18 protein-coding genes and 1 pseudogene are annotated in these 22767 nt (G+C 71.4%); 8 read left to right on the top strand and 11 right to left on the bottom strand.

The annotated features are described in order from the left end of the window. Positions 1-75: 75 nt before the first annotated feature. Together MQP27_RS35175 and MQP27_RS35170 are read right to left on the bottom strand one after the other, a co-directional pair. Entirely contained in the window at positions 76-741 is a 666-nt protein-coding gene (locus MQP27_RS35175) for an HAD family hydrolase (protein WP_242772835.1), read from the bottom strand. 59 nt (positions 742-800) lie between these two features. Next, complete coding sequence (locus MQP27_RS35170; RefSeq protein WP_242772832.1) at positions 801-1316, bottom strand: DUF6912 family protein; 516 nt, start codon at positions 1314-1316, stop codon at positions 801-803. A 329-nt stretch (positions 1317-1645) separates the two neighbouring features. On the opposite strand from MQP27_RS35170, the gene MQP27_RS51765 reads away from it, so the two are divergent. After that, positions 1646-2449 (top strand): Rv3235 family protein, encoded by an 804-nt coding sequence (locus tag MQP27_RS51765; RefSeq protein WP_242772830.1) that lies wholly within the window; start codon positions 1646-1648, stop codon positions 2447-2449. A 114-nt stretch (positions 2450-2563) separates the two neighbouring features. On the opposite strand, the gene secA is transcribed toward MQP27_RS51765, so the two are convergent. After that, positions 2564-5404, bottom strand: a complete 2841-nt coding sequence (secA, locus tag MQP27_RS35160) for a preprotein translocase subunit SecA (protein WP_242772827.1) — start codon at positions 5402-5404, stop codon at positions 2564-2566. A gap of 281 nt (positions 5405-5685) precedes the next feature. Here secA and MQP27_RS35155 point away from each other — a divergent pair, with 281 nt between their 5' ends. After that, on the top strand, positions 5686-6267 hold the full coding sequence (locus MQP27_RS35155; protein ID WP_242772825.1) for a GNAT family N-acetyltransferase: 582 nt from the start codon (positions 5686-5688) through the stop codon (positions 6265-6267). A gap of 55 nt (positions 6268-6322) precedes the next feature. Beyond that, a complete protein-coding gene (locus tag MQP27_RS35150; RefSeq protein WP_242772823.1) occupies positions 6323-7522 on the top strand; it encodes a winged helix-turn-helix domain-containing protein in 1200 nt (399 codons plus the stop codon). Positions 7523-7542: 20 nt separating this feature from the next. On the opposite strand, the gene MQP27_RS35145 is transcribed toward MQP27_RS35150, so the two are convergent. From MQP27_RS35145 to mtnA, 8 genes and pseudogenes are all read right to left on the bottom strand, one after another. Then, positions 7543-8289 carry a response regulator gene (locus tag MQP27_RS35145; RefSeq protein WP_242772821.1) on the bottom strand — a complete coding sequence of 249 codons (747 nt, stop codon included), beginning with the start codon at positions 8287-8289 and terminating at the stop codon, positions 7543-7545. 205 nt (positions 8290-8494) lie between these two features. Beyond that, the gene (hpf, locus tag MQP27_RS35140; protein WP_242772819.1) at positions 8495-9187 is read right to left on the bottom strand and encodes a ribosome hibernation-promoting factor, HPF/YfiA family; all 693 of its coding nucleotides are present in this window, start codon (positions 9185-9187) and stop codon (positions 8495-8497) included. Between the two features lie 314 nt (positions 9188-9501). Further along, on the bottom strand, positions 9502-10200 hold the full coding sequence (locus tag MQP27_RS35135) for a ComF family protein (RefSeq protein WP_372511410.1): 699 nt from the start codon (positions 10198-10200) through the stop codon (positions 9502-9504). Between the two features lie 276 nt (positions 10201-10476). Next, positions 10477-10791, bottom strand: a pseudogene (locus MQP27_RS51915) (ComF family protein); the annotation flags it as partial. Between the two features lie 239 nt (positions 10792-11030). After that, complete coding sequence (locus MQP27_RS35130) at positions 11031-12860, bottom strand: LpqB family beta-propeller domain-containing protein (RefSeq protein ID WP_242772817.1); 1830 nt, start codon at positions 12858-12860, stop codon at positions 11031-11033. Next, the gene (gene mtrB, locus MQP27_RS35125) at positions 12850-14913 is read right to left on the bottom strand and encodes an MtrAB system histidine kinase MtrB (protein ID WP_242772814.1); all 2064 of its coding nucleotides are present in this window, start codon (positions 14911-14913) and stop codon (positions 12850-12852) included. Before mtrB ends, MQP27_RS35130 begins: the two co-directional genes overlap by 11 nt. A gap of 1 nt (position 14914) precedes the next feature. Then, on the bottom strand, positions 14915-15604 hold the full coding sequence (mtrA, locus tag MQP27_RS35120) for a two-component system response regulator MtrA (RefSeq protein WP_187284748.1): 690 nt from the start codon (positions 15602-15604) through the stop codon (positions 14915-14917). Positions 15605-15781: 177 nt separating this feature from the next. Further along, on the bottom strand, positions 15782-16930 hold the full coding sequence (gene mtnA, locus MQP27_RS35115; RefSeq protein WP_242772811.1) for an S-methyl-5-thioribose-1-phosphate isomerase: 1149 nt from the start codon (positions 16928-16930) through the stop codon (positions 15782-15784). 140 nt (positions 16931-17070) lie between these two features. Here mtnA and MQP27_RS35110 point away from each other — a divergent pair, with 140 nt between their 5' ends. The 5 genes from MQP27_RS35110 to MQP27_RS35090 are packed head-to-tail and all read left to right on the top strand — an operon-like array spanning position 17071 to position 22687. Further along, a complete protein-coding gene (locus MQP27_RS35110) occupies positions 17071-18414 on the top strand; it encodes a proline-rich domain-containing protein (RefSeq protein ID WP_242772808.1) in 1344 nt (447 codons plus the stop codon). Between the two features lie 4 nt (positions 18415-18418). Continuing rightward, the gene (locus tag MQP27_RS35105; RefSeq protein ID WP_242772805.1) at positions 18419-19195 is read left to right on the top strand and encodes a DUF4129 domain-containing protein; all 777 of its coding nucleotides are present in this window, start codon (positions 18419-18421) and stop codon (positions 19193-19195) included. Further along, positions 19192-20388 (top strand): DUF4350 domain-containing protein, encoded by a 1197-nt coding sequence (locus MQP27_RS35100; RefSeq protein WP_242772802.1) that lies wholly within the window; start codon positions 19192-19194, stop codon positions 20386-20388. Before MQP27_RS35105 ends, MQP27_RS35100 begins: the two co-directional genes overlap by 4 nt. Beyond that, positions 20388-21377 (top strand): AAA family ATPase, encoded by a 990-nt coding sequence (locus MQP27_RS35095; protein WP_242773464.1) that lies wholly within the window; start codon positions 20388-20390, stop codon positions 21375-21377. The genes MQP27_RS35100 and MQP27_RS35095 overlap by 1 nt, the downstream gene beginning before the upstream one ends. Continuing rightward, entirely contained in the window at positions 21377-22687 is a 1311-nt protein-coding gene (locus tag MQP27_RS35090) for a DUF58 domain-containing protein (RefSeq protein ID WP_242772798.1), read from the top strand. Before MQP27_RS35095 ends, MQP27_RS35090 begins: the two co-directional genes overlap by 1 nt. Positions 22688-22767: the final 80 nt, after the last annotated feature.

The following is a 22767-nucleotide window of genomic DNA, read 5'->3' as shown; positions in this document are numbered from 1 at the left end:
TCGCTCGGTCGCTCGGCCGCTCGGCCGCTCGGCCGCTCGGTCGCTTGGTTGCCGGCGGAGGTGCGTGCCGCCCGCTCAGGCCGCCAGCCGCTCCGCTTCCACGACGGCCTCCGCCAAGGTGTCCACGACCGGCACCCCGACCCCTTCCAGACTGGCCCGACTGTGCGACCCGCCGGTGTACAGCACGGCCCGCGCCCCCACGTGCAACGCGGCCACCGCGTCGTCGGCGGCGTCGCCTATCACCACCGTACGAGCCGGATCGACCATGGCGAGCGAGGCGAGGTGCCGCACCATGTGCTCCGCCTTGCTCCCGCCGGACGGCCCGGTGCGCCCGTCGACGCGTACGAAGTGGTCCGCTATGCCGAACCTCCGCACCAGCGGCACGAGTTCGTCATGCCCGTACATGCTGAGGATCGACTGGCTGCGCCCGGCCTCCCGCCAGCCGGCGAGCAGCTCCGCCGCGCCCTCGGTCAGCCCGCACCGGCCGCGGTGCTCGGAGTAGTACCGGTGGAAGGTCTCGTCCATGACCTCCCACTCGGCGTCCGTCGGCAGCCGCCCCAGCAGCCGCTCGTAGAACTTCGGCACCGGCACGCAGTACAGCGCCCGGTACCGCTCCATCGTGATCGGCTCCAGGCCCAGCTCCCCGAAAGCCGCGTTCGTCGCGCCGATGATCGCTTCGTTGTCGTGGAACAGCGTCCCGTTCCAGTCCCACACGATGTGCGCCCCAGTGTGCATCCCCATGCCAAGAACGTACCCGCCGCCACTGACAATCAAGAGAACGGCAGGTCAAAGGGGGCTTGTCAGTCCCCGAGCCCCACCAGGTTCGGGATCTCCTGCGTGGCGTACCACAGCAGTTCGTGGTCCTCGGCGCCGTCCACCACGAACTGCGCGTCGTCGTCCCCGGCGTCCGCCGCGGGCAGCGCCTCGGCCGCGGCGGCGACGTCCGCCTCAGCGTCGTCGAGGTCGACGTGCACGGCGGCGGCCTTGGCCAGCGGCACGGTCCCGGTCACGCGCACCTCGCCCAGCGCCGCCGGGTCGAGGGCACGGTCGGGGTCGGCGAGGGCCGTGCCGTCGGGGACGTCGACGGCGACCACGACCCGGCGCCGTACCGCCTCGGGATCGGCGGCGAGCAACCGCAGCGAGGCGAGCGCGGCGCGGTTGAGCGCGGCGTACTCCAGCTCCTCGATGTCGTCGGAGAGGTACCACTCGCGCAGTGCGGGCGTCACGGCGTAGGCGACGAAGGGTCCGACCCCCAGCTCTCCCGTCTTGTACGCCTCGGCGAGCCCGGGAAGGGTCAGGGGGACGTAGACGCGCATGGTGGCCGCTTTCGTGGTCGGAGGCTCCGCTGGGCCCCGGGCAAGTGCGGTGGTCCCGCGTCTCCCGGAGGGCCTTCAGGATACGTGCGGTGTCCCCTTTCGAGTCCCCGCGGGCGCCCTCGGGGCCGTCGACCTCGCTCCCGGAATTCACCCTGAACCCCCTTGTGAGCACGGGTTTCGGAGGCCTCCCCTCACCCTGATAGGTGAACTTCCCGGCCGCCCCGGCGCGACCCCGCCCTTCCTTGCGGCGGCGGTCCACACCCCCGTACAAGATCCCCAACGCCAAGTTACCGCCCGGTATCGCCCGGGCCGACTGAACGGGGATCCCGATGCACAAGGTCATGACCAGGGCGCAGCTCCAGCCGGGCACCCGTCCGCCGGGCCGCCGAGACTCCCGCCGCCCCGGCGGCGCCCCGCCACGCAACCCGGGAGCGTCCACGCCCCGCACCGCACCGGGAGACGGCCGCCCGCCCGGAGCCCGCGGCACCGCTCCCTACGGAAACACCAGGCCGACCGACGGCCGCCCCGCGCCGGCCCCCGGAAGCCCCGGCAGGACGGACCGCACGAGCCCGACCACGACCCGAAACGGAACGGCCGCGCTGCCTCCGCCGTCACCCCCTGCCACGCCGTTCACCCACGCTTCCCCTCCGGGCTCGGCGAACGGCCGGGCACCTCACAGCGCCGCTCACCCCGCCCCTCACCCGGCACCGCAAAGTGCCGCCCCGGCAGCCCTGGCCGTCGCCTCCCCCACCGCCACCCGTCCCGCCCAGGCCCTCCGCGCGCCCGTGCCGCAGCCCAGTCCCACCGACCTCTTCGCCGACCGGCTCCTCGCCGTCCTGAGCGGGCAGCGGCCCGTGCACTGGATGCTCCGGCACACGGTCGGCCGTGCCTACGACGAGCTCGCCTGGCTCGCCGAGCGGGGTCCCCTGCGCACCCGTGGCGCGCGTCCCGTCGTCCGTGACATCGGCTACTGCGTCCCGCGCCCCGGCGCCATCGAGGCCTTCGCCCGCATCGGCGCCGGCGACCAGCTGCGCGCCATGGCCTTCCGCCTGGAACAGGGCCCCGACCTGCGCTGGCGCTGCACCGCGGTGGAACTGGGCGGAGCCCGGCCGCCGCGCCCGGCCGACGACTAGCCTCCGCGACCACACACGCCGAAGGGCCGGGCACCCTCGGGTGACCCGGCCCTTCAAGCCGCTGCGCGACCGCGGGCACCGGCACTTACCGGCCCGCGACCACCCTTCGCCTGCTTACTTCTTACGGCGACGCCCGCGCGACTGCTTGCGCCGCTCCGCGCGCGTGAGGCCGTCGGCCTCCGAGCGGACCGGCTCCTCGTCGCCGACGAAGTCGCCCTCGATGGTGCCGCCCTCGCCGTCCACGGTCGGCGCGGAGAAGTGGAGGTTGCGGCGCTGCGGGGCGTCCAGCCCCTTGGCGCGGATCTCCGGCCGGGAACCCGCCTGAGCCGGCACCGCGTCCTGCTTCTCCATGTCGACCGGCGTCGCGTCCTCGACCGGGACCTCCTCGACCTGCTGCTCGACCTGGACCTCCAGGTTGAACAGGTAGCCGACGGACTCCTCCTTGATGCCCTCCATCATGGCGGTGAACATGTCGAAGCCCTCGCGCTGGTACTCGACCAGCGGGTCCTTCTGCGCCATCGCGCGCAGGCCGATGCCCTCCTGGAGGTAGTCCATCTCGTAGAGGTGCTCGCGCCACTTGCGGTCCAGGACCGACAGCACGACCCGGCGCTCCAGCTCACGCATGATCTCGGAGCCGAGCTGCGCCTCGCGCGCCTCGTACTGCTCGTGGATGTCGTCCTTGATGGACTCGGAGATGAACTCGGCGGTCAGACCGGCCCGGTCACCCGCGGCCTCCTCCAGCTCCTCGACGGTGATCTTCACCGGGTAGAGCTGCTTGAAGGCGCCCCAGAGGCGGTCGAGGTCCCAGTCCTCGGCGAAGCCCTCGGCGGTCTCGGCGTTGACGTACGCGTCGATCGTGTCGTCCATGAAGTGGCCGACCTGCTCCTGCAGGTCCTCGCCCTCCAGGACGCGGCGGCGCTCGCCGTAGATGACCTCGCGCTGGCGGTTGAGGACCTCGTCGTACTTCAGGACGTTCTTACGGGTCTCGAAGTTCTGCTGCTCGACCTGCGACTGGGCGGACGCGATCGCGCGCGTGACCATCTTGTTCTCGATCGGCACGTCGTCCGGGACGTTCGCCATCGACATCACGCGCTCGACCATCTGGGCCTTGAACAGGCGCATCAGGTCGTCGCCGAGGGAGAGGTAGAAGCGGGACTCGCCGGGGTCGCCCTGACGGCCGGAGCGGCCGCGCAGCTGGTTGTCGATACGGCGCGACTCGTGCCGCTCGGTGCCGAGGACGTAGAGCCCGCCGAGCTCCTTGACCTCCTCGAACTCCGCCTTCACGGCCTTCTCGGCCCGCTCCAGGGCGGCCGGCAGGGCCGCGGCCCACTCCTCGATGTGCTCCTCGGGGTCGAGGCCGCGCTGGCGCAGCTCGGCCTCGGCGAGGTCGTCGGGGTTGCCGCCGAGCTTGATGTCCGTACCGCGGCCGGCCATGTTGGTGGCCACGGTGACGGCGCCCTTGCGGCCGGCCTGGGCGACGATGATCGCCTCACGGTCGTGCTGCTTCGCGTTCAGCACCTCGTGCTGGACGCCTCGCTTGGACAGCTGCTGCGAGAGGTACTCGGACTTCTCGACCGACGTCGTACCGACGAGGATCGGCTGGCCCTTCTCGTGCTTCTCGACGATGTCGTCGACGACCGCCTCGAACTTCGCGACCTCGGTGCGGTAGATCAGGTCCGACTGGTCCTTGCGGATCATCGGCCGGTTGGTCGGGATCGGGACGACGCCGAGCTTGTAGATCTGGTGGAACTCGGCGGCCTCGGTCATGGCCGTACCGGTCATGCCGGACAGACCGGGCAGCTCCTTGCCGTTCTGGTCGTGGCGCTTGTAGAGGCGGAAGAAGTTCTGGAGGGTGATCGTGGCGAGGGTCTGGTTCTCGTCCTTGATGTCCACCCCTTCCTTCGCCTCGATCGCCTGGTGCATGCCCTCGTTGTAGCGGCGGCCGGCGAGGATACGGCCGGTGTGCTCGTCGACGATCATGACCTCGCCGTCGAGGACGACGTAGTCCTTGTCCTTCTTGAAGAGCTCCTTCGCCTTGATGGCGTTGTTCAGGTAGCCCACCAGAGGCGTGTTCACCGACTCGTAGAGGTTGTCGATGCCCAGCCAGTCCTCGACCTTGGAGACACCGGACTCGTGGATGGCGACCGTGCGCTTCTTCTCGTCGACGTCGTAGTCGCCGGTCTCCTCGACGCCCTTGAGCGGGTTGCCCGCCTCGCCCTTCTTCAGGCGCAGGACCAGCTTGGCGAAGTCGCCGTACCACTTGGTGGCCTGGTCGGCCGGGCCGGAGATGATCAGCGGCGTACGGGCCTCGTCGACCAGGATGGAGTCGACCTCGTCGACGATCGCGAAGTTGTGGCCGCGCTGGACGAGCTCGTCCTTGGACCACGCCATGTTGTCGCGCAGGTAGTCGAAGCCGAACTCGTTGTTCGTGCCGTACGTGATGTCGCACGCGTACTGCTCGCGGCGCTGGGCCGGCGTCATGTTGGCGAGGATGCAGCCGACTTCGAGGCCGAGGAACCGGTGGACGCGGCCCATCATCTCGGAGTCGCGCTCGGCCAGGTAGTCGTTGACCGTGATGAGGTGGACGCCCTTGCCCGACAGCGCGTTCAGATACGCGGGCAGGGTGCCGACGAGCGTCTTGCCCTCACCGGTCTTCATCTCGGCCACATAGCCGAGGTGGAGGGCCGCGCCACCCATGATCTGCACGTCGTAGTGGCGCTGGCCGAGGACGCGCTTGGCGGCCTCGCGCACGGTGGCGAACGCCTCGGGGAGCAGGTCGTCCAGGCTCTCGCCGTCTTCGTAACGCTGCTTGTACTCGTCGGTGAGGGCCCGCAGCTCGGCGTCGGAGAGGCCTTCGAAGTCCTCTTCGATGGAGTTGACCTGGTCCGCGATGCGGTGCAGCTTGCGCAGGATCTTGCCTTCGCCTGCACGCATGATCTTCGAGAGGACGGACACGGGGGTTGGTCTCCTTGCCGGTCGGGCCTGGGACGGTCGGTTTCCATTTGACTTACTGAGCAACGGCCATCGTATGCGAGGACCCGGCCCGGTCGGGAGGCCTGCTGTGACGACGGCCGCCGACTGCTCGGCACACCGCTTCAAATCTTCTTCAAAGGGGACAACGGACGGGCCCCGCGGATGGTGCCGTCCCGCTCCGACGAATTGCGCGAATTGTGATCACCCGCTCACGCACGGCAAAAAATTGGCGTGCCCGTCCGGGCCCCGAGCAGAATCGGCCGATGGACCCCGTGACGCTCACGACCCCCCGCCTTCTCCTTCGCCCGCCCGGCCCGCAGGACACCGACGCCGTCTACAAGGCCGCGCAGGATCCCGAGATCCAGCGCTGGACGACGATTCCCTCGCCCTATCTGCCCGAGCACGCCCAGGCTTTCACGCAGCAGATGGTGCCCGACGGCTGGGCCGACGGCACGATGCTCGACTGGGGACTGTTCCTCCCCGAAGGGGAGGAACTGGTGGGCATGATCGGCCTCTACATGCGCTCACTGAGCACGGCCGAGATCGGTTTCTGGGGCACCAAGGAACACCGCGGCAAGGGTTACGTCACCGAGGCCGTGGCCACGATCTCGCGCTGGGCCTTCGCCGAACTGTCGGTCGACCGCGTGGAATGGCGCGCGGAGGTCGGCAACGCCCCCTCGCGCGCGGTGGCCGAGCGCGCCGGTTTCGTCGTCGAGGGCACCCTGCGCTCCGCGATGATCCATCAGGGCGTCCGCCGCGACGCCTGGGTCGGCGCCCTCCTGCCCTCGGACCTGGGCCTGCCGTCGACGGCGCCGTACCTGCCGGCGCCCGCCTCGCACGACTGACCGCGAAAGCGCAGCTCAGCCCGCGTTGTCAGACCCACCTTCTATCGTGCGGACCATGACGACCCCGCGCCCCACCACCGAGCTCTCGGCAGACGACGCCCGCCGAATCGCCCTGCGCGCCCAGGGTTTCCTCGGCTCCCCCGACCGCAGGGCCGGAGTCCGCGGCGTCCTCCGCCATCTCGGCGCGGTCCAGCTGGACACCATCTCCGTCCTCGCCCGCTCGCACGAGCTCATCCCGTACGCCCGCCTCGGCGCGGTGGGCCGCAAGACGGTCGAGGACGCGTACTGGAACACGGCCGCGACCGGCGAGCCCCACGCCTTCGAGTACTGGTCCCACGCGGCATGCATCCTCCCCGTCGAGGAATGGCCCCACTTCGCCTTCCGCCGCCGCGCCTACCGCGCCCGCCCGCACTGGAACCACGACCTCCCCGACGGCGCCTACGACCAGGTCATCAAGCAGCTCCGCGCCGAAGGCCCGCTCACCGCCACGGAGTTGGGCGGCGCCAAGCGCACCAGCGAGTGGTGGGACTGGTCCGGCGCCAAGGTCGCGGTGGAGCGCGCGCTGATGTACGGCGAGGTGGTGTGCGTGCAGCGCCGCGGCTGGAAGCGGGTGTACGACCTCGCCGAGCGCGCCGTCCCGGAGGCGCTGCTGCACGACGAGCTGGACGACGCGGAGTGCCTGCGCCGCCTGGTCCGCCTGGCCGGCCAGTCGCTGGGCGTGGGCACGCGCGCGGACATCGCCGACTATCACCGTCTCAAGGGTGAGCAGGTCGATGCCGTGATCGCCGACTCGGGCCTGGTCCCGGTCACGGTCGAGGGCTGGGGGAAACCGGCCTGGGCCGACCCGGAGGCACTCGCCACGCCCCCGCGCGGCCGCCACCGCACCACGCTGCTCTCCCCGTTCGACTCCCTGATCTGGGAACGGGCGCGCACGGAGCGGATCTTCGGCTTCACCCACCGCCTGGAGGCATACGTCCCCAAGCCGAAGCGGGTGTACGGCTACTTCGCGATGCCGGTCCTGGCGGGCGGCCGTCTGGTCGGCCGGGTGGACCCGGCGCGCGCGGGCGACACCCTGGTCGCCAAGCAGGTCACCCTGGACGGGCCGAAGGCGGTCCCGGCGGTGGCCCAGGCGCTGGTCGAGGCGGCGAGCTGGGTGAACTGCACCTCCGTACGAGTGGAGCGTGTGGACGCCCCCGAGCTGCGCGAGCCGCTCACCAAGGAGGTGACGCGGGCGCTGATCGCGGCGATGCGCTGAGCGGCGTCGACGAACCCCCGTCAGCGGATTTCGAGGATCTTCTCCCGCATCGCGTACACCACGGCCTCCATCCTGGAGTGCAGCTGCAGCTTCTCCAGGATGTTGCGCACGTGGTTCTTCACGGTGTTCTCGGAGATGAACAACTCCTTGGCGATGTCCCGGTTGTTCATTCCCGTGGCGACCAGCTTGAGGACCTCGAGTTCACGGTCGGTGAGCCGCGGCGCGGGCACGAGTCGGCGCTCGTCGGTGCGCTGGATCATCGATTTGAACTCGGTGAGCAGTTTCGACGCCATGGAAGGGCTGATCTGCGACTGCCCGTCGGCCACCGCGCGAATGGCGGTGGCCACCTCGTCCGTGGAGATCTCCTTGAGGAGATAGCCGGTCGCGCCCGCCTTGATCGCGTCGTAGAGATCGGCTTCCTCGTCGCTGATCGTCAGCATGATGATCTTCGCGCTGGGGGCGACCTCCTTGATGGAGGTGCACGCCTCGATCCCGCCGCGCTTGGGCATCCGTACGTCCATCAGGACGATGTCGGGCAGCAGGTCGGCGGCCTTGTCGACGGCCTCCGCGCCGTCCCCGGCCTCCCCGACGACCTGGATGTCCTCCTCGGCCGCGAGCACGATCTCCAGGCCACGGCGGAAGAGGGCGTGGTCGTCCACGACAAGGACTCTGATCGGTTCCTTGCGTGGAGAGCCCGCGTCCGGGCCCATGCCGACGACGCCGCCGTCGGCATCTCCGTCCTGCATCGGTCCGAAGCTGTCCGCCATCGTTCCTCCCCCTGAAGGCTGTGGCCTGTGGTGCTGTGCCAACGCCAACCCAAGGCAACGGCCCACCGGTTGGGCCATTGCGGCCATGATTCCATGCCCGGGCGACAACGCGGTGACAGAGCGGGGCGCGAAGTGGTCGCACACCGGTGCCCCTGGGGGCGCACAGGCGCTCCAGGGGCACTGGCTCAACTGCCGGCCGCGCGGATCAGCCACCCAGCGTGCCGCCGGGCGCGGGAGACTGCGCCTGGGCGACCATCGGGTCGGTGCTGAGGTGGATGACGCCGTAGTCGTACGCGTGCCGCCGGTAGACGACACTCGGTTCCTTGGTCTCGGAGTCGACGAACAGGTAGAAGTCGTGGCCGACCAGTTCCATCTCGTAGAGGGCCTGGTCGAGAGTCATCGGGGAGGCGACGTGGGTCTTCTCGCGGACGATGAGGGGGCCTTCGCCCTTGACCTCGAGCGAGCCGATCTTCTTCGTGGGGACGCCGTCCGTCTCTTCCTCGTGGACGGGGTGGCCGTTCCCGTTCAGCGTCGCCGCGCCAGGGACGTGGTCGGGGACCTCGGCGGCCGAGATCCGGCGCGCGCCACGGCGCGAGAACCGCTTGTCGTGCTGCTTGCGCAGCCGGGCGTCCAGCTTCTCCGCCGCCAGGTCGAGTGCCGCGTACGGATCGCTGGCCGCTGCCTCCGCCCGGATCACCGGACCGCGGGAGCGGAGCGTGATCTCCACTCGGTCGCAACGGTCGGCCTGTCGGGGGTTGGGCTCCTTGGACACCTCGACGTCGAGGCTGATCACCTTGCCATCGAGCTTCTGGATCTTCTCCAGCTTCAGCTTCTCGGCCACGTGCTTGCGGAACCGCTCGGGCACCTCGGTCTTGCGGCCCTTGACGACGATGTCCACGCAGAACTCCGTTCCCGGATCACTCCGCTCCAGTGGGCGGAGCATCTCCCTTTTGCACCAGGCTCCGGCGAACTCCGGAACCTACGGACTCGGTGACTTCCACCTCCTCCCCCACGGGCAAGATCTCCACTCCACCGGCACGGGTGATTGAGGAAAACCCGCAGCACGGCATTCGCGTATGAGAGGTGTGGCCTGCGCCTTTCTCTCACAACCGAACATATCTCGCCCGGACGGATGTCGTCACCCTCTACCGCGGCGTACCTCCGTTCAGGTGAATTGACCCTGTCATTACCTGCAACGATGCAAGTTTGCAGTCAGTTCCGGTTTATTTCGAAAGAATCAGGCGATGCCGCGACCACGGCCGCGCAGATCACGTCATGGGCGCCTCCTGCCCCTGTCTTTCCCGGCACGGCTCGCCGACGGCCGACCCCTTGGTCCGCCGGCCCGGCGAACGGTTCCCCCATGCCTTCCCGAGCAGCCGCCGTATACACAGCAGTTGTCACTTCCCCCTCTGTCCTGTCCGTCCTGTCCGCCATCGCCGCCCGCACGGCACGCGCCGCCTCGGTCAGAGACGCGCCGGTCGTCATCAGGTCGTCGACGAGCACGACCCGGCCTGCGCGCAACAGCCCTTCCCCACCGGGCGCCACGGTCAGCGCGCCCGCGAGATTCTCCAGCCGCTGCCGGGAGTTGAGCCCCGACTGGTCGGCCACGGCACGCCGCTGCCGCAGCACGGCGAGCACCCGCGCCGGAACCCCGCTCCGCCGCAGCTCCCCCGCCGCCGCAAGCGCGATCCGCCGCGCCGGATCATGCCCCCGCGCCCGCACAGCGGCCCGCCCCGACGGCACGGGAACGAGCAGCACGGGCCGACGGGCATCCACGGCAACGCCGCCCGGCCCGCAGCCGCGCCCGGCAGACGCATCCGTGCGCCCCACGGGCATCGCCGAGTCACCGAACAAGTCACCGAACACTGCTGGCGCACCCGCGCCACGGGGTCCTGCCGACGTGTCCGCCAGGCCGAGCTCCGCCGCCGTACCGCCGCCACCGAGCCCCGCCACCGTGCCCTCGCCACCGAGCTCCGCCACCGTGCCCTCGCCACCGAGCCCCGCCACCGTGCCCTCGCCACCGAGCCCCGCCACCGTGCCCTCGCCACCGAACTCGGCCGAGACACCCACACGACCTGGCCCCGCCGAGACGCCGACGCGACTTGGCTCCGCCGCGACACCCACGAGCCCCGGCCTCTCCATGACACCCCCGCCACCCGGCCCCGCCGTCACACCCCCATCGCCCTCACCCCATCCACATCTCCCTGTCTCCCGCAGCCCCGCCGCCACGGCCCCCGCCAGCGCCGTGCCCAGCGGCGTCGCCAAGGCCAGGGCGCCGCGCTCCTTGTGTGCCAGGAGCACTGCGCGCACCTCGTCGGCGTACCGGGCGGCCGCGTGCACCACGGGCAGCCCGGGCGGCTCCGGCACCGGTCGCACCCGGCTCGGTGCGGCCCCGCTCAGGGCGGCACGGCACTCCGGACAGAGCACCGTGCGAGGCCTCCCGCAGCCTCCGCACTCGGCCGGCAGCACCAGATCGGTGAGGTCCTGCCACCACCCCCGCATGCCCACCACTGTGCCAACGCCCGAGCCACCCGACCACCCCTGTGGATAACTCCCTGTGGACAACTCGCACGGCCCCGAAAACAAGCCTCCGCCTGCTCCACACCCGCGGCCCGGTCCGGCCCGAGAGATCCCCGTCCCGCGCCGACGAACCACAACCCGAAGCTGTCACCGCGCCCCGGACAACCGAAAGCGGCCGCCCCCGACCAGAAGCGACCGCTCTCTTCGAAGCCCTTGTCGGCTCACCCGGGATAGACCGGCGCCATCCCGGACGCGACCAGCTTCTGCCACTGGCCGCCCGACGCCAGCCGCACGATGCCGTCCTCCGAGTACGCCACCAACGGCAGCTGGTCGGACTCGGTCGCCGTGATCTCCTTGACGCCGGTGAGCGCCGCGGGCGCCGGCCCCTCCGGCGTGGAGCCGTCGACCTGGACGTAACGCATGGTCTGCACACCGTCGTGCTCGCGCCCCACCACCACGAGCTGGCTCTCACCGGCCCACGACATGGCGGTGACGTCCTCCAACTCCGGCGTCGCGGAGCGCAGTTCGAGCACCGAGACGGACTTCGGGTCACCGTCCGCACCACGCTCGATCCGCCCGATGAGCAGCGACTTCTTGTCGCCCTTCGCCACCACGAGCGCGATCCGCACCCCGTCGGCGGCCACCCGCACGTCCTCGATCCGCCCGTCCAGGTCCGGCGTCCGGACCACCAGCGGCTCGCCCTTGCCCTGCTCCAACAGGAGCAGCCGCGGGTCGGCGGGGTTGCGGTCGGCCACCCACAGGTCGCCGTTCGCGTCCCAGCTGGGTGCCGTGAGCCGGTCCGCCTCCGTCCTGCCGCCGCTGACCAGCACGGGCTCGCCCAGCGAACCGCCGGACACCAGCGAGGCGACGTACAGCTCCTTGCCGGCCGTGGCGACCCCGGCCGCGGTGTGCTCGTCCCGGGAGACGGCCACCGACCGCAGCGCCTTGGCGCCCTCGCCCAGTGCCCCGGGCACCGGATCGGCCTTGGTGCTGGGGCTGCCGGCCGCGATCCGCACCAGCCGGTTCTTGTTGTCGATGAAGTACAGGTAGGCGGGTTCGTCCACCGAACCCCGCGCGGCGACGGCGTCTTCCCGGTTCTCGGCGAGCGAGCACAGCCGCTTGCCGCCGGAGCTCAGCTCGACCTCGTCCACCGCGGGGCTGAGGTCCTGCAACGTGAACAGCAGCTGCGCCGCCATCTCGCTGCACTTGGTGTTCCCGACCCGGGCGGCGTTCGCGTTCAGCGGCACGGTCAGCTTGTTCTGGTCGTCAGGGGTCAGCGAGCTGACGCCCTTCTGGAGCGCCGTACCGGTCGGGAAACTCGTCCGCACCACCGGGTTCAGCCAGTTCGTCGGGCCGTTGAGCACCGAACGCACCATCTGCGTCATGGGATCGACGCGCCGCCGTACGTAGACGGGATCGGCGACCGCGGTCGGCTGCGGGGCCGTGCGCGCCACGGTGTTCGAGGCGAAGTAGTACTTGTTGACGGACATGTAGTTGCGCTGGAAGTCCGACTTCCCCATGACGACGCCCTGGGGCAGCGAGTCGATGCGCCACTGCTTGGTCTTCTTGTCCAGCGCGAGATGCAGCGGCGCACTGTAGCGCCCGCTCGCGGGCGCGTACGACTGCTGCGAGTCCACCCTCGCGACCTTGGTGCCGGTCAGCGTGTACGACACCTCGTCGGTCTCCTCGCGACCGTTGGTGTGATGGACGTCGGCGCCCGGCCCGTCCGTGAGGACCATGGTGGACAGCCCCGGCCTCCATGCCTTGGACGCCGCGGCGGTCAGGTACTGCCGTGCCGTCGAGTAGTTCGGATCGTCGCTGGTCAGCGCCTCCAGGAAGCCCGACACGATCTCCACGGGCTGCGCGTTCTCCTGCGGCGGCATCGCGAAGACCCGCACCTGTGTGTCCTGCTGCGGCGTGGAGTCGACGCCCCTGAGATCCCCGCTGTCCGGCATCGAGGCACACCCCGCCAGCAGTACGACGCCACAGGCGCCGTACGCCACCGCGCGCGCCCGTCTGCGCCGGGCACCCCCCTCGCGGTCAGCGCCCACGGAATGCCTCCCCTTGCTTCGTCGAGTCGCCCGCACCGGTGTCCGGACGGCTCGCGCTCTCACTCCGTGCCCCGTCCGCCGGGGGCGTCTCGTCCTGCCGCCGCACGCCCGAGGCGGGGCGGGGCACCACACGCGCGCCGTTGCCCGGCAAAGCCGTGGGATCGGCCGTGGGGGCCACTCCGGCGAGCCTCGGGGCAATGGGCGGTATCTGGTCTCCCAGGGGCTGTGCGGGCACGGTGGCGGGCTTGTCGGCGCCTCCACGCGGCAGCCCCGCGTCGTTGAGTCCGCGGTTGCGCCGCGAGTCCTTGGGCTCCAGCGGTATCGGCGAGCCCCGCAGCGGCTCGTCGGCCGTCCTGGGCAGCGTCAGCCGGAACTGCGAGCCGCCGCCCGGCTCGCCCCACGCCTGCAGCCAGCCACCGTGCAGCCGCGCGTCCTCCAGGGCGATCGACAGCCCCAGGCCCGTACCACCCGTGGTACGCGCGCGTGCCGGGTCGGCCCGCCAGAAACGGCTGAACACGCGCGTGGCCTCGCCGGGCTTGAGCCCGACACCGTAGTCGCGCACCGCGACCGCGACCGCCCCGCCCGCCGAGGCGAGCTTGACGACGACGTCCTTGCCCTCGCCGTGCTCCACGGCGTTGACGACGAGGTTGCGCAGCACCCGCTCCACGCGCCGTGCGTCCGCCTCGGCGACGACGGGCTGCTGGTCGCCCAGCACGCGTATGTGCGTGCCCTTGCGCTCGGCGAGCGGCTCGGCCCCGCTGACGACCCGTCGTACGACCTCGCGCAGGTCTATCGGCTCCGCCTCCAGCGCCGCCGCGCCCGCGTCGAAGCGGCTGATCTCCAGCAGGTCGGCGAGCAGCGACTCGAACCGGTCCAGCTGGTCGGCGAGCAGCTCCGCGGACCGCGCGGTCACCGGATCGAAGTCCTCGCGGGCCTCGTGGATGACGTCGGCGGCCATCCGTACGGTCGTCAGCGGCGTCCGCAGCTCGTGCGACACGTCCGACACGAACCGCCGCTGCATCCGCGACAGGTCCTCCAGCTGCTGGATCTTCAGCTGGAGGTTCTGCGCCATCTTGTTGAAGGCCTCGCCCAGGCGGGCGATGTCGTCCTCGCCGGTGACCTTCATCCGCTCCTGGAGCTTGCCCGCGGACAGCCGCTCGGCGATCCCGGCCGCCATCCGCACCGGCGTCACGACCTGCCGCACGACGAGCCAGGCGATCGCCCCGAGCAGTACGACGACGAAGAGCCCCGCGGTCGCCAGCGTGCCCTTGACCAGGCTCAGCGACTTCTCCTCCTGCGTGAGCGGGAAAAGGTAGTACAACTGGTACGGGTCGCCGTTCGGGTCGTTGACCTGCTTGCCGATGACCAGCGCGGGCTGCGACTCCTTGTCGCTGTCCTTGTAGATGATCCGCGTGTAGCTCTGTGCGGCCGTCGTGCTCTCGTTGATCCGTGTGCGCAGGTCGTCGGGGACGCTGGACGTCGGGTCGACTTGGCCGGAGGCGCGTGGCCCGCGCCCGCCGCCGCTGTTGTCGCCCGCTGGCAGCGTCACCACGTCGAAGGCGCCCTGGCCGCCGCTGGAGAGGGACTCGACGAGGTCGCTCATCCACGGGGTGAGGTTCTGCGCCTGCCGTCCGTCCGTCGAATCGGCGGTGTCACCGCTGCCGGTCCCGGCCTCGTCGGCCTTCTGCTTGGCCACCGCGAAACCGCCGGTGGCCTGGCTCTGCGAGGCCTTCACCTTGGCGTCCAGCAGACCGTTGCGCACCTGCCCGATGACGACGAAGCCGAGCAGCAGCACCACGCCCAGCGACATCAGGAGGGTCGTGACCACGACCTTGAGCTGGATGTTGCGCCGCCACAGCCGCATGACGGGCAGCAGCGGCCGCCGTACCCAGCGCATGAACAGCCGCAGCACCGGGCTGCCCTGGACCCCGCCCTGCAGCAGCCCGCCCTCCAGCAGACGCTGCCAACGCGAGCCCGGCGTCTTGTGGCCGACAGGCCGCCCCGCGCGGGCCCCTGCCGGCCCGGACGCCGAAGCGGCACTGTCACCGGTCATTTCAGCTCGGTCCTGCCTTGTATCCGACGCCCCGGACGGTCACCACGATCTCCGGGCGCTCCGGGTCCTTCTCCACCTTGGAACGCAGCCGCTGGACGTGAACATTCACAAGCCGGGTGTCGGCCGCGTGCCGGTAGCCCCACACCTGCTCGAGGAGCACCTCACGGGTGAACACCTGCCACGGCTTGCGCGCGAGCGCCACCAGCAGGTCGAACTCCAGCGGCGTCAGCGCGATCGACTGCCCGTCCCGCTTCACGGAGTGCCCGGCCACGTCGATGACCAGGTCACCGATGGCCAGCTGCTCCGGCGCCGGCTCCTCCGAACGCCTGAGGCGCGCCCGGATGCGGGCCACGAGCTCCTTCGGCTTGAACGGCTTGACGATGTAGTCGTCGGCGCCGCTCTCCAGCCCCACCACCACGTCGACGGTGTCGCTCTTGGCCGTCAGCATCACGATCGGCACGCCCGACTCGGCCCTGATCAGGCGGCACACCTCGATGCCGTCCCGCCCGGGCAGCATCAGGTCGAGCAGCACCAGATCGGGCTTGCTCTCCCGGAATGCGGCCAGCGCCTTGTCACCGTCGGCGACGAAAGACGGCTCAAAACCTTCACCACGCAGCACGATGCCGAGCATCTCGGCCAGTGCCGTGTCGTCGTCGACGACAAGGACTCGTCCCTTCATAAACGACATCATCCCATTCTCATAACGGTGGCGAAGGTGCAGGTGAGCAGCGTCACTGGCCCGTGACGATAGTCGTACTCGACCGTCACTGTCTGCCCCTGTCCCGCGACGTCGGTGTCGGCAACGGATGTCAGCTACCCAGGGTAGGCGCACCGTGACCATGCGACCGGGCCACCGGCTTCCGGCCGATCAGCCGATCGACACCTTCCGCGACCTCGCGCACAGCTCCGCGAGCGCCTCGGCCGTCACCGGCGAAACAGCACCCTCCTCGGTGACGATCGCTGTCACCAGCTCGGGCGGCGTCACATCGAACGCGGGGTTGTACGCCTGCGTCCCCAACGGCGCCACCGGTATCCCGCCCCCGGCCTCCGCACCGGCCGTCGGCACCTGCGGCGCGACGATCTCCGTCACCTCGTGCCCGGCCCGCTGCTCGACCTCGATGGACGCCCCGTCCGGGGTGTCCGGGTCGATCGTCGTCACCGGCGCCACCACGATGAACGGCACATGGTGGTACCGCGCCAGCACCGCCAGCGGATAACTCCCCACCTTGTTCGCCACCGACCCGTCGGCCGCGATCCGGTCCGCCCCGATCAGCACCGCGTCCACCTCACCGGCCGCGAACAGCGAACCCGCCGCGTTGTCCGTGAGCAGGGTGTACGCCATCCCGCTGCGCGCCGCCTCGTACGCCGTCAGACGAGCGCCCTGCAGCAGGGGCCGCGTCTCGTCGACCCACAGCCGCCGCAACTGCCCCGCCCGGTGCGCCGCCAGCGCTACCGCGAACGCCGTCCCCTCCCCGCCCGACACCAGCGACCCGGTGTTGCAGTGCGTCAGGATCCGGTGCCCGCCACCCGGCAACAGCTCCTCCAGCAGCGCCAGTCCGCGCTCGGCCATCCGGGCGCTCGCCTCGGCGTCCTCCCGGTGCAGCTGCCGCGCCGCCGCCAGCGCCGCCGCCGCGGCCCGCCCGGCATCGCCACTCCTGGCGAACTCGGCCCGGTGCGCGGCCTGCGCCCTGCGCACCCCCACGGCGAGATTCACCGCGGTGGGCCTGGCACCCGCCAGCACGGTCGACGCCTCGTCCACGTCGAACCCGCGCGCGGCGGCGAGCGCGACCCCGTACGCCCCCGCGATGCCGAGCAAGGGCGCCCCGCGCACGGCGAGCGACCGGATCGCCTCCACCAGCGCGGACGCGTCCGTACAGACCAGTTCGACCTCCTCGGCCGGCAGCCTCGTCTGGTCCAGCAGGACAAGTACGGGGCCCTCGGGTGGCTCCTCCCAGCGGATCGCCGGTATCTCGGTCGGCCTGCTGTCCTCGCCGTTTTGCGCGTACTGATCAGCCATGCGGTCAGTCTGCCCCTTGTACGGCGGACTATTGAAGGTGTGCAGCCCATACCGCGGCCGGTACCTCCGCCACCACCCCATGGCACGATGGCTGCCAACCTGCCGCCGCGACCGCGGACGGGCACCGTGAAGGAGCGACGATGAAAGACACTCCGGGCTGGGCCTCGCCCGGATCCGCCCCGTCCGACGGACAGGAACCCGGTGCGTCCGGCCCCGCCGAGCCCACCGACCGTCCCGGCGCCACGGAACCCGCCGACCAGCCGGGCCCGGACCCGCAGGGCCCAGGCGCGAACTGGTCCAAGGAGCAGCCGCCACCCGGCCAGTGGTCCGCCCCCACCGGTTCCGCGAGCCCCGGCCAGACCCCGCCGCCCCCACCGCCCGGCCCCGGCTGGGGCGGCAGGCCGCCCGGCGGCCCCAACGGCCCGGGTGGCTACGGCGGTTATGGTCCCCAGGGTGGCTGGGGCGGCGGTTGGAGCGGCGCCTGGGGCGGTCCGCCGCCCGCGGCCAAGCCCGGCGTGATCCCCCTCCGCCCGCTCGGCGTCGGCGAGATCCTCGACGGCGCGGTCTCCACCATGCGCACCTACTGGCGCACGGTCCTCGGCATCTCGCTGACCGTCGCGGTCGTCACGGAGATCGTCGTCATCCTTCTCCAGGGCCTGGTCCTCAACGACACCGCCACCAGCGAGACCCTGAACGACCCGAGCGCCAGCCTCAGCGAGATCACCCGCGCCTTCACCGACGCCATGGTCGGACTCGGTGTCGTCTCCCTCATCACCCTCATCGGCCAGGTCGTGGCGACCGCCATGCTCACGACAGTCACCAGCCGTGCTGTCCTCGGCAAGTCGGTCACCGCCGGCGAGGCCTGGCGCGACGCCCGGCCGCAGGTGCTCAGGCTGTTCGGCCTGATCTTCCTGCTGCTGGTCATCGCCGTCGGCATCGTGTTCGGCGGCACCCTGCCGGGCATCCTCGTGGCTCTCTCCGGATCGGGCGGCCTGGGTGGCGCGCTCGCCGTCCTGGGCGGCCTCGGCGCCGGTGTCGTCGCCCTGTGGCTGATGATCCGCTTCTCCCTCGCCTCGCCCGCGCTGATGCTGGAGAAGCAGGGCATCACGAAGTCCATGAGCCGCTCCGTGAAGCTCGTCCGCGGCTCCTGGTGGCGGGTCTTCGGCATCCAGCTGCTCGCCACGGTCATCGCGAACATCGTCGCGTCGATCGTGGTCATCCCCTTCACGCTCATCGCCGCCGCCTTCAGCGGGGACGGCATCGTCGGCTTCTTCAACGGCGCGAGCAGCGGCCTCGGCTGGACCTTCCTCATCATCAGCGGCATCGGCTCGGTGATCGGCTCCATGGTCACCTTCCCGATCACGGCCGGCGTCACCGTGCTCCTCTACATCGACCAGCGCATCCGCCGCGAGGCCCTCGACCTCGACCTGGCCCGCGCCGCCGGTCTCCAGGGCTACGGCACCGAAACCGGCTCGGGGAGCTGATGCGGTGAGTCCGACGGGGGGAGTTCTCACGGCGGCATTCGCGCACACCGCCGAGTCGGCCGTACGGGCCCTGCTGCGCGCCGGCGACACCGCCGTACTGTCGCTCGCGCGCTCCGGCGACGAACCGCCGGTGACGATCCCGCGCGACCCCGCGCGGGAGGCGGCCCGGCGCGAACTGTCCAAGCGCATGTACCACGAGAACGACCCCAGCCTGTTCCAGCGCGCCCTGAACGCCTTCTGGGACTGGGTCGACAAGCTCTTCGGCACGGCCGCGTCCGCGACACCCGGAGGAGCGCTCGGGCTGGTCGTCGTCATCGTGGCCGTCGTCGCCGCGCTGGGGGCGCTGTGGTGGCGCCTGGGCACCCCGCGCCGTGAACCCGCCTCCGCCGCCGCCCTGTTCGACGACCGTCCCCGCAGCGCCGCCGAACACCGCGCGGCCGCCGAGGCACACGCCGCCCAGGGCCACTGGAACCAGGCCGTCCAGGAACGCATGCGCGCCATGGTCCGCTCCCTGGAGGAGCGCGCCCTCCTGGACGCCCGCCCCGGCCGCACCGCCGACGAGGCCGCCGCGGAAGCGGGCCGCGCGCTGCCCTCCCAGCTGGACCGACTGCGCGCCGCCGCCCGGGACTTCGACGACGTCACGTACGGCGGCCGCAGGGCGAGCGAGACGTCGTACCACCGCATCGCCGAACTCGACCGCGACGTCGAACGCACCAAGCCCCAGCTCACGAGCAGCACTTCCAGCACGGCCCACAACGTCCGCCAGGGAGCCGCCGAATGACCGCGGAGGCCACGCTCCCCACCACCTCGGCCTCGCCCACCGCCCGCCAGGTGTGGACCCGCGCGCGAGGCATCGCCCTCGCCGTCGTCCTCCTGCTGGCCGGGGCCGTCGTCATCGCCGTGGTCCGCTCCGACACCCGGCACGGCGACCTCGACCCGCGCTCCGTCGACCCCTACGGCAGCCGTGCCGTCGCCGAACTCCTCGCCGACCGCGGCGTGTCCACGCGCGTGGTCACCACCCTGGACGAGGCCCGCGCCGCGGCAACCCCGGACACCACCCTCCTGGTGGCCGTCCCCGACCTGCTGACGAACCGTCAACAGTCCGGCCTGCACTCCGCGATCAGCGACTCCGGCGGCCGCACCGTCCTCGTCGCCCCCGGCAGCTCGTCCGTCGAGAAGCTCGTACCCGGCGTCACCGCCGACCCCGCCACCAGCTTCGACTCGACGCTCGCCCCCGCCTGCCGGCTCCCCGCCGCCCAGCGCGCGGGCAGCGCCGACACGGGCGGCATCCGCTACACCACCACCCACCTCGACGCCGACAAGTGCTACCCCAGCGAGCGCCTGGCCACCCTGCTGCGCGTCCCCCAGACCTCCGGGGACGGCGACACCGTCGTCCTCGGCGCGCCGGACATCCTCTTCAACGACCGCCTCGACGAGCAGGGCAACGCCTCGCTCGCCCTCCAACTCCTCGGCTCGCGCCCCCATCTGGTCTGGTACCTCCCCTCGCTCTCCGACTCCTCGGCCGCCGGCTCGGGCGACGAGAAGAGCTTCTTCGACCTGCTCCCCGACGGCTGGATCTGGGGCACGGTGCAGCTCTTCGTCGCGGCAGCCCTCACCGCCCTCTGGCGGGCACGCCGACTCGGCCCTCTCGTGCCCGAAAGACTCCCCGTCGCGATCCGCGCCTCCGAGACCGTCGAAGGCCGCGCCCGCCTCTACCGCAAGGCGAACGCCCGCGACCGCGCGGCCGCCGCTCTTCGCTCCACCACCCGCACCCGCCTCGCCCCCCTCGTAGGCGTCCCCATCTCCCAGGCGCACGCGCCCGAGGCCCTGCTCCCCGCCCTGTCCGCCCACCTCCACGGCGACGGCCAGGCCCAGCACTCCCTCCTCTTCGGCCCGCCGCCCGGCGACGACGCGGCCCTGATCGCCCTCGCCGACCAACTCGACGCCCTCGAAAGAGAGGTACGCCGTCCATGATGGCCCCGACCACTGACAACGCCGGGAACACCGGGGACCCGGGCCGAGCCCGAGCCTCCCTGGAGGCCCTGCGCGCCGAGATCGCCAAAGCCGTGGTCGGCCAGGACCCCGCCGTGACCGGCCTCGTCGTCGCCCTCCTCTGCCGCGGACACGTTCTACTAGAAGGAGTCCCTGGAGTCGCCAAAACGTTGCTCGTCCGCGCCCTCGCGTCCGCACTCGAACTCGACACGAAGCGCGTCCAGTTCACTCCGGACCTCATGCCGAGCGACATCACGGGCTCCCTCGTCTACGACGCCCGCACCGCCGAGTTCTCCTTCCAGCCCGGCCCGGTCTTCACCAACCTCCTCCTCGCGGACGAGATCAACCGCACCCCGCCCAAGACCCAGTCCTCCCTCCTGGAGGCCATGGAGGAGCGCCAGGTCACGGTCGACGGCACCCCCCGCCCGCTCCCCGAGCCCTTCCTGGTCGCCGCGACCCAGAACCCGGTCGAGTACGAGGGCACGTACCCCCTGCCCGAAGCACAGCTGGACCGTTTCCTCCTCAAGCTCACCATCCCCCTCCCCTCCCGCCAGGACGAGATCGACGTCCTCACCCGCCACGCCGAGGGCTTCAACCCGCGCGACCTGCGCGCCGCCGGCGTCCGCCCGGTCGCCGGCCCCGCCGACCTCGAGGCCGCCCGCGCCGCGGTCGCCAAGACGACGATCTCCCCCGAGATCACCGCCTACGTGGTCGACATCTGCCGCGCCACCCGCGAGTCCCCGTCCCTCACCCTGGGCGTCTCCCCCCGCGGCGCGACCGCCCTCCTGGCCACCTCGCGCGCGTGGGCATGGCTCACCGGCCGCGACTACGTCATCCCGGACGACGTAAAAGCCCTGGCCCTCCCCACGCTCCGACACCGCGTACAGCTCCGCCCGGAGGCCGAGATGGAGGGCGTGACGGCCGACTCCGTCATCAACGCGATCCTCGCCCACCTCCCCGTACCCCGCTGATGGCGCTCACCGGACGCGCCGCGCTACTCGCGGCCCTCGGCTCCCTCCCCGTAGGCATCTGGGCCCCCGGCTGGACGGGCATCCTCGCCGTCAACGCCCCGATCGCCCTGGCCTGTGCCTGCGACTTCGCCCTCGCGGCTCCGGTACGACGCCTCGGCCTGACCCGCTCCGGCGACACCTCCGCACGCCTGGGCGAAGCCGCCGACGTGACCCTGACAATCACCAACCCGTCCAATCGCCCGCTACGCGCGCGCGTGCGTGACGCCTGGCCCCCGAGCAGCTGGCAACCAGGCACCGAGGTCGAGGCATCCCGCCACCGCCTGACGGTCCCCGCGGGCGAGCGCCGCCGCATCACCACCCGCCTACGCCCCACCCGCCGAGGCGACCGCCAAGCAGACCGCGTAACAATCCGCTCGTACGGCCCCCTCGGCCTCTTCTCCCGCCAAGGCACCCACAAAGTCCCCTGGACGGTCCGCGTCCTGCCGCCCTTCACCAGCCGCAAGCACCTCCCGTCGAAGCTCGCCCGCCTCCGCGAACTCGACGGCCGCACCAGCGTCCTCATCCGCGGCGAGGGAACGGAATTCGACAGCCTTCGCGAGTACGTCCCCGGCGACGACACCCGCTCCATCGACTGGCGCGCGACGGCCCGCCAGTCCACGGTCGCCGTACGCACCTGGCGCCCCGAACGCGACCGCCACATCCTCGTCGTCCTCGACACCGGCCGCACCGCCGCGGGCCGCGTCGGCGACGCCCCCCGCCTCGACGCCTCCATGGACGCGGCCCTGCTCCTGGCCGCCCTGGCCTCCCGCGCCGGCGACCGCGTCGACCTCCTCGCCTACGACCGCCGTGTACGCGCCCTCGTCCAGGGCCGCACCGCCCGCGACGTACTCCCGTCCCTGGTCAACGCGATGGCCACCATCGAACCCGAACTGGTCGAACTGGACGCCCGAGGCCTCACCGCCACGGCCCTCCGTACGGCCCCACGCCGCTCCCTGATCGTCCTGCTCACGAGCCTCGACACGGCCCCCGTCGAGGAAGGCCTCCTCCCCGTCCTCTCCCAACTCACCCAGCGCCACACGGTCCTGGTGGCCTCGGTGGCGGACCCGTACATCGCACGCATGGCGCAGGCTCGTGGAAACACCGACGCGGTGTACGAGGCAGCAGCGGCCGCCCAGGCCCAGAGCGAACGCCACCGCACCGCGGAACAACTCCGCCGCCACGGGGTTACGGTCGTCGACGAGACGCCGGATGAACTGGCGCCGGCGCTGGCGGACGCGTATCTCGCACTGAAGACGGCGGGTCGCCTGTAATGGGGCGGCCCGTTGGGGATTGGGGCCCCTAAACGCAGAAAACCCCCGCACCAAATGATGCGGGGGTTTTCCCAAAATTT

This window comes from Streptomyces cylindrosporus, from assembly GCF_022698165.1.
Classification (GTDB): Bacteria; Actinomycetota; Actinomycetes; order Streptomycetales; family Streptomycetaceae; genus Streptomyces; species Streptomyces cylindrosporus.
The sequence above is the reverse complement of the archived record's forward strand: the minus strand, read 5'-3'. Positions and strand labels throughout refer to the sequence as shown.

Excerpts from the sequence above, each read along its gene's own strand:
- mtnA (WP_242772811.1), bottom strand. The coding sequence starts at position 16,930 with ATGGCTGATCAGTACGCGCAAAACGGCGAGGACAGCAGGCCGACCGAG.
- mtrB (WP_242772814.1), bottom strand. The coding sequence starts at position 14,913 with ATGACCGGTGACAGTGCCGCTTCGGCGTCCGGGCCGGCAGGGGCCCGC.
- MQP27_RS51765 (WP_242772830.1), top strand. The coding sequence starts at position 1,646 with ATGCACAAGGTCATGACCAGGGCGCAGCTCCAGCCGGGCACCCGTCCG.
- MQP27_RS35145 (WP_242772821.1), bottom strand. The coding sequence starts at position 8,289 with ATGGCGGACAGCTTCGGACCGATGCAGGACGGAGATGCCGACGGCGGC.
- MQP27_RS35175 (WP_242772835.1), bottom strand. The coding sequence starts at position 741 with ATGGGGATGCACACTGGGGCGCACATCGTGTGGGACTGGAACGGGACG.
- MQP27_RS35095 (WP_242773464.1), top strand. The coding sequence starts at position 20,388 with ATGGCCCCGACCACTGACAACGCCGGGAACACCGGGGACCCGGGCCGA.
- MQP27_RS35110 (WP_242772808.1), top strand. The coding sequence starts at position 17,071 with ATGAAAGACACTCCGGGCTGGGCCTCGCCCGGATCCGCCCCGTCCGAC.
- mtrA (WP_187284748.1), bottom strand. The coding sequence starts at position 15,604 with ATGATGTCGTTTATGAAGGGACGAGTCCTTGTCGTCGACGACGACACG.
- MQP27_RS35155 (WP_242772825.1), top strand. The coding sequence starts at position 5,686 with ATGGACCCCGTGACGCTCACGACCCCCCGCCTTCTCCTTCGCCCGCCC.
- MQP27_RS35150 (WP_242772823.1), top strand. The coding sequence starts at position 6,323 with ATGACGACCCCGCGCCCCACCACCGAGCTCTCGGCAGACGACGCCCGC.
- MQP27_RS35170 (WP_242772832.1), bottom strand. The coding sequence starts at position 1,316 with ATGCGCGTCTACGTCCCCCTGACCCTTCCCGGGCTCGCCGAGGCGTAC.
- MQP27_RS35090 (WP_242772798.1), top strand. The coding sequence starts at position 21,377 with ATGGCGCTCACCGGACGCGCCGCGCTACTCGCGGCCCTCGGCTCCCTC.
- MQP27_RS35100 (WP_242772802.1), top strand. The coding sequence starts at position 19,192 with ATGACCGCGGAGGCCACGCTCCCCACCACCTCGGCCTCGCCCACCGCC.